The 12323-nt window shown below is 63.1% G+C and carries 11 protein-coding genes and 1 pseudogene; 9 read left to right on the top strand and 3 right to left on the bottom strand.

The annotated features are described in order from the left end of the window. The first annotated feature begins 23 nt into the window (after positions 1-23). The 3 genes and pseudogenes from hutC (AC25BC_RS28830) to AC25BC_RS28820 all read left to right on the top strand — a co-directional run bounded on the left by hutC (AC25BC_RS28830) (position 24) and on the right by AC25BC_RS28820 (position 1978). Positions 24-779 carry a histidine utilization transcriptional repressor HutC gene (gene hutC, locus AC25BC_RS28830; protein ID WP_017996595.1) on the top strand — a complete coding sequence of 252 codons (756 nt, stop codon included), beginning with the start codon at positions 24-26 and terminating at the stop codon, positions 777-779. Between the two features lie 125 nt (positions 780-904). After that, the gene (locus AC25BC_RS28825) at positions 905-1141 is read left to right on the top strand and encodes a DUF6894 family protein (protein ID WP_012763419.1); all 237 of its coding nucleotides are present in this window, start codon (positions 905-907) and stop codon (positions 1139-1141) included. A gap of 109 nt (positions 1142-1250) precedes the next feature. Continuing rightward, positions 1251-1978 (top strand): annotated as a pseudogene (locus AC25BC_RS28820) (Crp/Fnr family transcriptional regulator). Positions 1979-2298: 320 nt separating this feature from the next. Here AC25BC_RS28820 and hutC (AC25BC_RS28815) read toward each other — a convergent pair. Both hutC (AC25BC_RS28815) and AC25BC_RS28810 read right to left on the bottom strand, forming a co-directional pair. Beyond that, entirely contained in the window at positions 2299-3018 is a 720-nt protein-coding gene (gene hutC / locus AC25BC_RS28815; protein WP_012763422.1) for a histidine utilization transcriptional repressor HutC, read from the bottom strand. Between the two features lie 118 nt (positions 3019-3136). Beyond that, on the bottom strand, positions 3137-4483 hold the full coding sequence (locus AC25BC_RS28810; protein ID WP_128438576.1) for a formimidoylglutamate deiminase: 1347 nt from the start codon (positions 4481-4483) through the stop codon (positions 3137-3139). A gap of 122 nt (positions 4484-4605) precedes the next feature. Here AC25BC_RS28810 and hutI point away from each other — a divergent pair, with 122 nt between their 5' ends. The 6 genes from hutI (at position 4606) to AC25BC_RS28780 (ending at position 11307) form a co-directional block, all read left to right on the top strand. After that, the gene (hutI, locus tag AC25BC_RS28805; protein WP_128438575.1) at positions 4606-5868 is read left to right on the top strand and encodes an imidazolonepropionase; all 1263 of its coding nucleotides are present in this window, start codon (positions 4606-4608) and stop codon (positions 5866-5868) included. Further along, positions 5865-7400, top strand: a complete 1536-nt coding sequence (gene hutH / locus AC25BC_RS28800; RefSeq protein WP_128438574.1) for a histidine ammonia-lyase — start codon at positions 5865-5867, stop codon at positions 7398-7400. Before hutI ends, hutH begins: the two co-directional genes overlap by 4 nt. 1 nt (position 7401) lies before the next feature. Next, the gene (gene hutG / locus AC25BC_RS28795; RefSeq protein ID WP_128438573.1) at positions 7402-8223 is read left to right on the top strand and encodes an N-formylglutamate deformylase; all 822 of its coding nucleotides are present in this window, start codon (positions 7402-7404) and stop codon (positions 8221-8223) included. A 24-nt stretch (positions 8224-8247) separates the two neighbouring features. Further along, positions 8248-9921, top strand: a complete 1674-nt coding sequence (gene hutU, locus AC25BC_RS28790; RefSeq protein ID WP_128438572.1) for a urocanate hydratase — start codon at positions 8248-8250, stop codon at positions 9919-9921. A gap of 5 nt (positions 9922-9926) precedes the next feature. Further along, positions 9927-10502 (top strand): HutD/Ves family protein, encoded by a 576-nt coding sequence (locus AC25BC_RS28785; RefSeq protein ID WP_128438571.1) that lies wholly within the window; start codon positions 9927-9929, stop codon positions 10500-10502. 175 nt (positions 10503-10677) lie between these two features. Continuing rightward, entirely contained in the window at positions 10678-11307 is a 630-nt protein-coding gene (locus AC25BC_RS28780; RefSeq protein WP_128438570.1) for a J domain-containing protein, read from the top strand. A 21-nt stretch (positions 11308-11328) separates the two neighbouring features. Here AC25BC_RS28780 and AC25BC_RS28775 read toward each other — a convergent pair whose 3' ends face one another. After that, positions 11329-12030: a DUF899 family protein gene (locus AC25BC_RS28775; protein ID WP_128438569.1), complete on the bottom strand. Its 702-nt coding sequence runs from the start codon at positions 12028-12030 to the stop codon at positions 11329-11331. Between the last annotated feature and the right edge of the window lie 293 nt (positions 12031-12323).

Genomic DNA, 12323 nt, shown 5'->3' with positions numbered 1-12323 from the left:
CATTCGTGCAAAAGGAATAGGCAATGAAACGTCCCGGCGAGATGAAGCGCGAACTGGCGGAAAATGATAGCACCCCGCTCTATGCCGGCGTCAAGCAGGTGATCCTCGACCGCATCCAGAGCGGCGAGTGGCCGCCGAAATACCGGGTGCCGTCGGAAAACGAGCTGGTCGTCGAACTCGGCGTCAGTAAGATGACCGCCAATCGGGCGCTGCGCGAACTTGCCAATGAGGGCGAACTTGTCCGCATTCAGGGCGTCGGCTCCTTCGTTGCCGAACGCAAGGGCTATTCGGCACTGTTCGAGGTCCGCAACATCGCCGAGGAAATCGCCGAACGCGGTCATGTCCACGAGGCCTCCGTCGTTGTTCTCGCCCAGGAAGCCGCCTCTCCCGAGGTTGCCGACGCGCTCGAACTGCCGATTGGCGCCGCGGTTTTCCACTCGTTGATCGTCCACAGCGAAAACGGTGTTCCCGTGCAGATCGAGGACCGTTTCGTCCATCCGGAGGCCGCGCCTGAATATCTCGACCAGGATTTTTCGACGCTGACGCCGAACGCCTATCTGACTGCCTCAGCCCCGCTCAGCGGCTCCGAGCATGTCGTCGAGGCGGCGATGCCGCAGGCCTGGGAATGCAAGCTCTTGACCATCATGAAGACCGAACCGTGCCTGACGATCCGCCGGCGCACATGGTCGGCGAAACAGGTGGTCTCGACCGCCCGCCTCGTCTATCCCGGCCACCGCTATCGGCTGGAAGCGCGCAGCGGCAAGATGTTCGAGGAATGAAAACGCTCGCGATGTTGTATATGGGACCGCGCAATACCATCGGCGGGAGTGAGGGGTGCGATCAGGTTCGGGAGGAACAACTTCCCGCTTGAGAGGTTAGGGGGGCCTTGTTGATGGAGCAAACGATGCCGAAGTATTTTTTCCACGTCCGCAGGAACGATGTCTTCAATGAAGATCTGGAAGGCATTGACCTAGCCACGCCCGAGCTGGCGTTCGAGGAAGCAACGGCCGCCGCCCGCGAAATCGTCGCGGAAAGGATCCGCATGGGCGATCCCACGGACGGAGACACTTTCGAGATCAGGACCGAAGACGGCTCGTTGGTCGCAACCGTTCCTTTCCGGTCGGCGGTTCAGTTGAACTAGGTCCATCGGCGTCGATGCTGAAAAGCCGCCTTATTGTCAAAATCAGACAGAGCGTGAACTCTCTGAACCATAGGAGTGGCGTCGCGTTGGTCACCAAAGCGGTGCTATCATGACAATAATCAGGCAGAGCGGGACTAAGAATAGGTTGCTGCGCCGGTTTCCGGAGGAAGCCTTCGGGCGTCTGGCGCCGTTCCTGGAACCCGTCGATCTTCCGGTCAAGCACGCGCTCGTGCTGCCGCGCAAGCCGATCGAGCATGTCTGCTTTCTTGAAAGCGGCCTCGCCTCGATGGTTGCGGAAAGCTCGGACGGCAAAAGCGTTGAAATCCGCCACATCGGGCGCGAAGGGATTGCCGGTTATCCCGTTGTGCTGGGCGTCGACCGAACCCCGAACAGTACCTTCATGCAGTTCCGATCCTTGAACACCCAGAGGTGCGGCAACTGCTGCTGCGTTATATTCATACCTGCGAATTGCAGCTTGCCCACAGCGCGCTGGCCGCCGCCAAATTCAACGTACATCAGCGGCTGGCGCGCTGGTTGCTCATGTGTCACGACCGTATCGACGGCAATGATCTGCCACTGACGCACGAATTCCTGGCGCTGATGCTTGGCGTCAGGCGGGCGGGCGTCACCGATGAGCTGCACATCCTTGAGGGCATCTACGCCATCAAATCGACACGCGGCAACGTCCGCATCCTGGATCGCGACATGCTGATCGAAATCGCCGATGGCTGCTACGGGGTGCCGGAGCAGGAGTACGAGCGGCTGATCGAGACGTCGGCGCGGCCGTCGGTACTTCCCGTCCATCCAAACGGAAATCCCCTTCACGGTATGCTTTGAGCAGTCTCCCGCGACCGCGCTGTGCTCGACCATTCGCCTCGATACCGCCGCCGCGGTCAGCTAATGCCGGCAAATTATCACCCAGCCCAGCCAAAGGTTGAGGCGCAAGCCACCCAACAGCGGCCGATCGCGTTCCGGCGGAAAGAACGCATGACTTTGGCCGCCTCCGCGACGTACCACTGATTTTTAGGGGTCCTGCTGATCACATGGCGGACGGTGACGCTGCCGGCGGCCCTCATGCCCAGCAGTTCCGACAGCCGGCCATGGGCGGATCCAGCTGGTTCGTCACCGGGCACCAGCCGGTTGGATCGCGCTCTCTATCACGATGCCGGCGTGAAACGCGCCACCAACGCGTGGCGATCGCCCGGATAGGTGAAGCGCACGTGCGTCACTGGGCCAGCATTGCTCCAGGTGCGGCGTTCGACCACGAGACAGGCGGTATTGCGCGCGATGTCCAGGACTGCGGCCACTTCGGCATTGGCCGAGACGGCATGGATCCGATGTTCGGCCGTGCTCCACGGCACTTGGTTCAGCAGCCAGGGGCCTGGCGCCGTCGTCAGGAAATCGGCATCGGCGGCTTCTGGAACCGTCGCAAGACTGATCAGCCGCTCCTCCAGGCAAAAGGGCCGCGCGCCGGCATTGTGGATGCAGACGACTTCGACGACCGAGGACGCCACAGGCAGTTCCAGCCTTCGACTGTCGTCCACCTTGGCCTTGCGGCTCACCTTCTTCGAAACCGCATAGGAATAGGGCAGGTTCAGCGACCGCACCTCGGCCTTGATATCGTGGATTTCAAGAATGGCCGATTGCGCCTGCGGCTGGGTGACGAAGCTGCCGGACTTCTTGCGGCGCTCGATCAGGCCGGCCTTGGCAAGCTGGGTCAGCACCTTGTTCACCGTCATGCGCGAGCAGTCATACTGCGTGGCGAGATCGACCTCGAAGGGAATGCGGTGCCCCGGCGGCCAATCGCCCGAGACGATACGGCCCTCGATGTCGCTAAGGATGCGCTGGTGCAAGGTGGGATCCTTGCTTTGGTTCATCGCCACGTTCCGTTTGGTCTCCCGCTATCTCTTTGTTTTTACGCAATCCCGGACGCGAACCGCTCCACACTTGCTGGAATTGCTCTAATTCGAATGCCTGGACAGGAAAAGCTCTTTTTCAGTCGGCCAGCAGTTCACCCATCGCAGCGAGGAAGCGCCGGTCGATGGCATCACGCTTGAGATGGCGACCGCCCTCCACCTGCTTGCGGCCATGCGCCCAGACGCAATCGACGGAAATGCCGCCTGCAAACAGCCAGTGATCGAGGATCTGGTCGCCTGCGAGATAAGGAACAGCCGTCGTATCGAGCGAAACGATATCGGCGTGATGGCCCTCAGCAAGACCCGCCGGTGCTTTCAGCGCAGCACCGCCGCCGGCAAACGCATGAGTGAACAGCGAAAGCGCCGTCGATCCGCCGGGTGCCGCGACGACGTTGCGGGCGCGAAGCGCCAGGCGCTGCGAATATTCGAGCTGGCGCAGTTCCTCCGGCACGGAGATCAGCACGTTGGAATCCGAACCGATGCCGTAACGCCCGCCCTCTTCGAGAAAGAGCGGCGCGGCGAAAGCGCCGTCGCCGAGATTGGCTTCGGTAATCGGGCAGAGGCCGGCGATCGCGCCGCTTTTCGCCATCCGCCGCGTTTCGTCCTCGGTCATGTGCGTCGCATGGATCAGGCACCAGCGCTCATCCATAGGCGCATGATCGAGCAGCCATTGCACAGGCCGCGCGCCGGACCAGGCAATGCAGTCCTCGACCTCCTTCACCTGCTCGGCGACATGGATATGGATGGGACCGTCGCCGGCCATCGGCACCAGCCTTGTGAGCTCCTCCGGTGTCGCCGCCCGCAGGCTGTGCGGCGCCAGCCCAAGCTCGGCGCCGTCGAGCCGGCCGGTGACTGCCCGGCATCCCTCCATCAGCCTTTCGAAGCTTTCGAGCGAATTGATGAAACGCCGCTGGCCGTCGATCGGGGCAGCGCCGCCGAAGCCGGAATGGGCATAGAAGACCGGCAGCAGTGTCAGGCCGATACCGGTCTCTTGACTTGCCGCGCCAATGCGTTCGGCAAGCTCGGCGATATTGGCGTAAGTGCCCCCATCCCTGTCGTGGTGGAGATAGTGGAACTCGCCGACGCGGGAAAAACCGGCCTCCAGCATTTCCGCATAAAGCTTGGCCGCGACCGCCTCGACATGATCAGGCGTCATCGCCAGGGCAAACTTGTACATGACCGTGCGCCAGCTCCAGAAGCTGTCATTGGCCGGGCCGCGCACTTCGGCAAGGCCGGCCATCGCCCGCTGGAAGGCGTGGCTATGCAGGTTTGCCATGGCGGGAACGAGGAGAGCATGACACTCGTCGCCGGGCTCGGGAGAAGTGCCGATTTCGACCCGCGTAATGTGCCCGGCCTTAAGCGTCAGCCGCACGTCCTTCTGCCAGCCCTGCGGTGTCAGCGCCGTGTCTGCGTGAAGTGTGGTCATGACCTTGCCTCTCCTCTTGCCGTGCCGCCGATCTTTCTTTTCCAGAAAAGCGCACAAAATTTCTCTTGTCACCTGTCGATTATGTATATACATGTTTCGGCATAAGGAAAGGCGCAAAGCTGATGACCGGGAACATTTTTTCAGAGGAAGCCCCATCTGCCGACACCCGCCTAGTGCTTTGGCGCAATGCGCGGCTGGCCACGCTGGCGCCTGGCAAAGAAGGGCTCGGCATCGTCGAAAAGGGCGCCGTGCTGGTCGAAAACGGCCGCATCGCCTTTGCCGGCGCCGAAAGCGAGCTGCCAGCATCGGCCATCGAACGCTCCGAAATCGTCGATCTCGAAGGCCGCTGGGTAACGCCCGGTCTCGTCGACTGCCACACCCATATCGTCCACGGCGGCAACCGCGCCCGCGAGTTCGAAATGCGCCTTGCAGGCGCGACTTATGAGGAGGTCGCGCGCGCCGGCGGCGGCATCGTCTCCTCGGTGAAGGCGACCAATGCGCTGTCGGTCGAGGAGCTCGTCGCGCAGGCTCTGCCGCGGCTCGACACGCTGCTTGCCGAAGGCGTGACGACGATCGAGGTCAAGTCCGGTTACGGGCTGAACCGGACCGGTGAAGTGAAGATGCTGCAGAGCGCCCGCCTGCTCGGCCATGTCCGTCCGGTCCGCGTCGCCACCAGCTATCTCGGCGCCCATGCGACGCCCGTGGAATATAAGGGGCGCAACGGCGATTATCTCGATGATGTCGTTCTGCCCGGTCTCGACGACATGCATGGCCTCGGTCTTGCCGATGCCGTCGACGGCTTCTGCGAGGGCATCGCTTTTTCGACCACCGAGATCGCCCGCGTCTTCGACAAGGCCAAGGCGCTCGGCCTGCCGGTCAAGCTGCATGCCGAGCAGCTCTCCAATCTTGGCGGCGCCAGGCTCGCCGCGTCATATGGCGCATTGTCGGCCGATCACCTCGAATATCTCGACGAAGATGGCGTGGCGGCGATGGCCGCGGCCGGCACCGTCGCCGTGCTGCTCCCCGGCGCCTTTTACGCCATCCATGAGAAGCAGAAGCCGCCGGTGGAGGCGCTGCGCCGGGCAGGCGTGCCGATCGCGATCGCCACCGATTGCAATCCCGGCACCTCGCCGCTCACCTCGATGTTGCTCACCATGAACATGTCGGCCACGCTTTTCGGCCTCACCGTCGAGGAATGCATCGCCGGCGCCACCCGCGAAGGCGCCCGCGCCCTTGGCCTGCTCGACAAGACGGGAACGCTCGAACCCGGCAAATCCGCCGATCTCGCCGTCTGGAATATCGAAAGCCTCGCCGAGCTCGTCTACCGCATCGGCTTCAATCCGATTCACGCACGCGTCTTCAAGGGCGAAAGGAACGGTCGATGACCATCACGCTCCACCCGGGCTCCGTCTCGCTCAAGGATCTCGAAACCATCTACTGGACCGGCGTGCCGGCAAGGCTCGACCCCGCCTTCGATGCCGGGATCGCCAAGGCCGCTGCCCGTATCGCCGAGATCGCCGCCGGCAACGCGCCGGTCTACGGCATCAATACCGGCTTCGGCAAACTCGCCTCGATCAAGATCGACAGCGCCGATGTGACCACCTTGCAGCGCAATCTTATCCTGTCGCATTGCTGCGGCGTCGGCGCGCCGTTGCCCGACAACATCGTGCGGCTGATCATGGCGCTCAAGCTGGTCTCGCTCGGGCGCGGCGCCTCCGGCGTGCGCCTGGAGCTGGTGCGGCTGATCGAAGGCATGCTGGAAAAGGGCGTCATTCCGCTGATCCCGGAAAAGGGCTCTGTCGGCGCCTCCGGCGATCTTGCTCCGCTTGCCCATATGGCGGCGGTGATGATGGGCGAGGCCGAAGCCTTCTTCGCCGGCGAACGGCTCTCCGGGGCGCAAGCCCTGGAAAGGGCCGGGCTGAAACCGGTGGTGCTCGCCGCCAAGGAGGGCCTGGCGCTGATCAACGGCACCCAGACCTCGACGGCGCTGGCGCTCGCCGGCCTCTTCCGCGCCCATCGCGCCGCGCAGGCAGCTCTCATCACCGGCGCCATGTCCACCGATGCCGCCATGGGCTCTTCGGCGCCCTTCCATCCGGATATTCACACCTTGCGTGGCCATAGGGGCCAGATCGACACGGCGGCGGCACTTCGGGCGCTCCTCGAAAACTCCATCATTCGCCAGAGCCACATCGAGGGCGACGAGCGCGTGCAGGATCCCTATTGCATCCGCTGCCAGCCGCAGGTCGACGGTGCCTGCCTTGATCTGCTGCGCTCGGTTGCCCGCACCCTCGAAATCGAGGCCAACGCGGTCACCGACAATCCGCTGGTGCTTTCGGACAATTCGGTCGTCTCCGGCGGCAATTTCCACGCCGAACCCGTCGCCTTCGCCGCCGACCAGATCGCGCTCGCCGTCTGCGAGATCGGCGCGATTTCGCAGCGCCGCATCGCGCTGCTCGTCGATCCGACCCTCTCCTACGGCCTGCCGGCCTTTCTCGCCAAGAAGCCGGGCCTGAACTCCGGCCTGATGATCGCCGAGGTGACGTCAGCGGCGCTGATGTCCGAAAACAAGCAGATGTCGCACCCGGCCTCGGTCGATTCGACCCCGACCTCGGCCAATCAGGAAGACCATGTCTCGATGGCCTGCCACGGCGCCCGTCGCCTGCTCGCCATGACCGAGAACCTGTTCGGCATCATCGGCATCGAGGCGCTGACCGCCGCCCAAGGCGTCGAACTGCGCGCGCCGCTGTCGACCAGCCCGGAGCTTGGCAAGGCGATCAGTGTCATCCGCACCAAGGTGGCGAGCCTTGACGTTGACCGCTACATGGCAAACGACCTCGCCGCCGCCGCCGAACTGGTGGCGACGGGTGCGCTGAACGCCTCGGTTTCCTCTGGGATCTTGCCGGTTCTGGAGAGCTGAAATGACGATCAAGGAAACAGTCTCCGCCCCGTGCGAAAGTCGCCAAGGCACCTCCCCCGTCATCCTCGGCTTGCCCCATACCGGCACCGAGGTGCCGCCCGAGATCGCCGACCGGCTCAACGACAATGGCAGGATGCTGGCCGACACCGATTGGCACATTGACCAGCTCTATGATGGCCTGCTCGACAATGTCACCACCGTGCGCGCCACCTTCCACCGCTACGTGATCGACGCCAACCGCGATCCGGCCGGCGTCAGCCTCTACCCCGGCCAAAACACCACCGGCCTCGTTCCCCAGACGGATTTCGACGGCAAGGCGATCTGGAAGGAAGGCGCGGCCCCCGACGAGGCCGACATCGCGGCGCGGCTCCGCGACTTTCATGCTCCCTATCATGCCGCACTTGCCGCCGAGATCGAGCGCGTGAGAGCAATCCATGGTGTCGCGATCCTCTACGACTGCCATTCGATCCGCTCGCACATTCCCTTCCTCTTCGAAGGCAAGCTGCCGGATTTCAATATCGGCACCGATATGGGCAAGACGTGCGACAGCGCGATCGAGCAGGCGACGCTTACCGTCGTCGAAGCCGCCGAGGGTTACGACAGCGTGCTCAACGGTCGTTTCAAGGGCGGCTGGACGACACGCCACTATGGTCGGCCCGAAACCGGCGTGCACGCGATCCAGATGGAGCTCGCGCAATCGACGCATCTGCAGAGCGAGGCGGCGCCCTTTGCCTATGACGCCGCCAAGGCGGACAGACTTCGCGTCCATCTCAAGAACATTCTGGTGCGCATCGAACAGATTGCGCCAGGCCTGAAACGATAACGATCTCTCGACAGGGGAACCGCCATGAGCAATCCACGCCACAATATCCGCGAAATCCGCGCGCCCCGCGGCAACGATCTCAATGCCAAGAGCTGGATGACCGAAGCGCCGCTGCGCATGCTGATGAACAATCTCGACCCCGACGTCGCCGAAAATCCGAACGAGCTCGTGGTCTATGGCGGCATCGGGCGCGCCGCCCGCACCTGGGAGGATTTCGATCGCATCGTCGCGACGCTGAAGACGCTGACGGAAGAAGAAACCCTGGTCGTGCAATCCGGCAAGCCGGTCGGCGTGTTCCGCACCCACAAGGATGCGCCGCGCGTGCTGATCGCCAATTCCAACCTCGTGCCGCACTGGGCGACCTGGGATCATTTCAACGAGTTGGATAAGAAGGGCCTTGCCATGTACGGCCAGATGACGGCCGGCTCGTGGATCTATATCGGCACCCAGGGCATCGTGCAGGGCACCTACGAGACCTTCGTCGAGGCCGGCCGCCAGCACTACGGCGGCAATCTCAAGGGCAAATGGATCCTGACCGGCGGCCTCGGCGGCATGGGCGGCGCCCAGCCGCTCGCCGCCGTCATGGCCGGCGCCTGCTGCCTTGCCGTCGAATGCAATCCCGATTCGATCGATTTCCGCCTGCGCACCCGCTATGTCGACGCCAAGGCCGAGACGCTCGATGAAGCGCTCGAGATGATCGACCGCTGGACCAAGGCCGGCGAGGCGAAATCCGTCGGCCTGCTCGGCAATGCTGCCGAAATCCTGCCGGAGATGGTCCGCCGCGGCATCCGCCCCGATATCGTCACCGACCAGACCTCGGCCCACGACCCGATCAACGGCTACCTGCCGAAGGGCTGGACGATGGCCGAATGGAAGGCCAAGCGCGAAAGCGACCCGAAGGCCGTGGAAAAGGCCGCGCGCGCCTCGATGCGCGAGCATGTAGAAGCGATGATCGCCTTCTGGAACGCCGGCGTGCCGACCCTCGATTATGGCAACAATATCCGCCAGGTCGCCAAGGATGAAGGCCTCGAAAACGCCTTTGCTTTCCCGGGCTTCGTGCCGGCCTATATCCGGCCGCTGTTTTGCCGCGGCATCGGCCCCTTCCGCTGGGCGGCCCTTTCCGGCGATCCGGAGGATATCTACAAGACCGATGCCAAGGTGAAGGAGCTGCTGCCTGACAACAAGCACCTGCATCATTGGCTCGACATGGCCAGGGAGCGCATCGCCTTCCAGGGCCTGCCGGCGCGCATCTGCTGGGTGGGCTTGGGCGACCGCCACAAGCTCGGCCTCGCCTTCAACGAGATGGTGAGAACAGGCGAGCTCTCCGCCCCGATCGTCATCGGTCGCGATCATCTGGACTCCGGCTCCGTTGCTTCGCCGAACCGCGAGACCGAAGCGATGAAGGACGGTTCCGACGCCGTCTCCGATTGGCCGCTGCTCAACGCCCTGCTCAACACGGCGTCGGGCGCCACCTGGGTGTCGCTGCATCACGGCGGCGGCGTCGGCATGGGCTTCTCGCAGCATTCCGGCATGGTCATTTGCGCCGATGGCACGGACGATGCCGCAAGACGCCTCGAGCGCGTGCTCTGGAACGACCCGGCGACCGGTGTCATGCGCCACGCCGATGCCGGTTACGAGATCGCCATCGACTGCGCCAAGGAAAAGGGCCTGCGCCTGCCCGGCATTCTCGGGAACTGAGCCCGGTGAGGATCCTGCGCGCCGGCGATCACAAACGCATGCCCTGGAAAAACGGCAAGGGAGAGACGGTGGAGATCGCCGTCTTTCCGCCCGGCGCGTCGATCAATGACTTCGACTGGCGCATCAGCATGGCAACGGTCGCAGAAGACGGTCCGTTTTCGATCTTTCCTGGCATCGACCGCACGCTGGCAATCCTTGATGGCAACGGCATGGTGCTCGATGTCGCAGGCAGCAAGCCCGTGGTTCTGACAATGGCAAGCGATCCGCTGGCCTTCCCGGCGGATATCCCGGTCGCAGCCAGGCTCGAGGACGGAGCCATCACGGATCTCAACGTGATGACGCGCCGCAACGGGCTTACCCATACGCTGATCCGCATCGACGTCGATGGCGGCAAGTCCGTGCCGCTTTCGCCCTCGACATGCCTGTTGCTTTGTCATTTCGGCGCACTCTCATTCCGGCGGGGCGGCGAGACCGGCGCGCTCGCGGCCGGCGATGCGCTACTGATCGAGGACGCGACTGCTACCGTGCTAAAAATCGATGGCGAAGCCACATGTTATCTGGCTTCGATCACCGCAGGCTGATCTTCGAACAACAAGTTGAAAACATTAAATAATCTAGGATTTGGCGGAGCATTGGCATAAACCATCGCCATCTCGGGCCATGGACGTCATTCCTCGTTTCGGTCTAAACTTCGCCCTTGTGATGCGGAAGAAGACCTAGACTGCCCGCAACGTGGCGGGGAGCAAGGGAGCAGGCGTGACGGATCCATACGATATTCTCGGCGTTGAACGCGATGCGGACGAGGCGCAGTTGAAGGCCGCCTATCGGCGCCTGGCAAAAGTTGCCCACCCCGATTCGGGCGGTGATTCGGACGCCTTTGCCCATCTGCAGAAAGCCTATGGGCTGCTTCTCGATCCGGTCCGGCGCAAGGTTTACGACGATACCGGCTACGACGTCGAATTTGCCGATGCGGCCGAATTGCAGGCGCTGGTGATGATCGAGAAGCTCGTCACCGACGCGGTGCTCGACGAGCGCGCGCCAGGAAGTTTCGATCCCGTTGCCGTCATGCAGGACAGCCTTTCCGAAGAACTGCGCAAGGCGCGTTTCAGCAAGAGTGAGCTCGAGCGCCACGCCTCGCGAATCGGCCTGCATCTGGAACGGCTCGAAAAACAGTCAGGCCGCGATGTGCTTGCCCACATGTTCCGCGCCCGCATCGAAGCGATCTCCAAGGCGGTCGCCGAAACCGAGGCGAAGATCAAGGCGACGGAACGCGCCGCCGACATGATCTCCGGCTATGTCTACGACATCGATCCGCCGCCGCTGCCGGATGCCGCCGTCACCAGCATCGAATGGGCCGAGCCCTCAAGAAACCGCTCCACCGGCTGACGGGCTACGACGCGGCTGATCTTAATAAGACAGCTTTGGATACCAGTCGGCCGGCCGGCCTTCGGGCGTCGAATCGATGACGGTCCAGAGCGGCATCAGGTCGGGCGCCCCGCGCGGATCCTCACCGGGATCTGCCGTCACCCCGCCCATCTCCTGGCTCCAGAAATGGCGGATGGTGCCGTCGCGCCGCGTGAAAACGTTGAAGGCCGCGTCGTCGCTGCCATCCTTGCCGATTGCGTGATAGTCGCGGCTGTAGTCGTCCGTCATGTCGGAATAAAGCGGCAGGTGATGCCAGCCACGCTCCTTCTTGAAGGCGAGCAGCTTTTCAATCGGCGAGCGGGCGACGACGGCCAAGGCTGCGCGCTGCTGAATGTCGGGCACCTCGCCGTCCCAGGACGATAGCAGCGAAGTGCACATCGGGCACGGGCGCTCGCGTTGCGGACCGAACATGTAGCTGTAGACGATCAGCGTCTCCTTGTCGGCGAAGAGTTCGCTAAAGGAGATCGGCCCGTCGCTGCCTTCGAAGCGGTAGTCTTTCGTCACCTCGCCGCCCGGCGGCAGCGCCCGGCGCTGTCTTGCCACGCGCTCGATGTGCCGGCGCAATTCGATCTCTTCGGCCAGCAGCGCGTCGCGGGCGCTGCGATACGCCTCGCTCTCATTGGGGAACCGGACGCCGTTCTTGGCCGCAAGCACGGCGGCAGCTACGAGATGCTGATTATCCATGACAATTGCTCCTTCTGTTGCCCGACGACGTGCTGAAGCCACGACCGCGGTGCCAGCACATCGTGATAAGGACGATCGGCCAAGGCGAAAATCGACAGTGCCGACGGAAAATATTCACGGAATGTAGCAAATGCCACAGGTTTCGAAGGCAGAAATAGTTACCTCCAACGCTGTCGAGGGAGTTGGGTTGCACGCAAGCGGCGTTATGGCCCCACCTTCTGGAACAGCGTGTGATTGTTGATGTTGTTGCCGAACGGGGCTTCGACATATGACGATTACATGATTTACACATA

It is taken from the genome of Rhizobium sp. WSM409, from assembly GCF_057653825.1.
The sequence above is the reverse complement of the archived record's forward strand: the minus strand, read 5'-3'. Positions and strand labels throughout refer to the sequence as shown.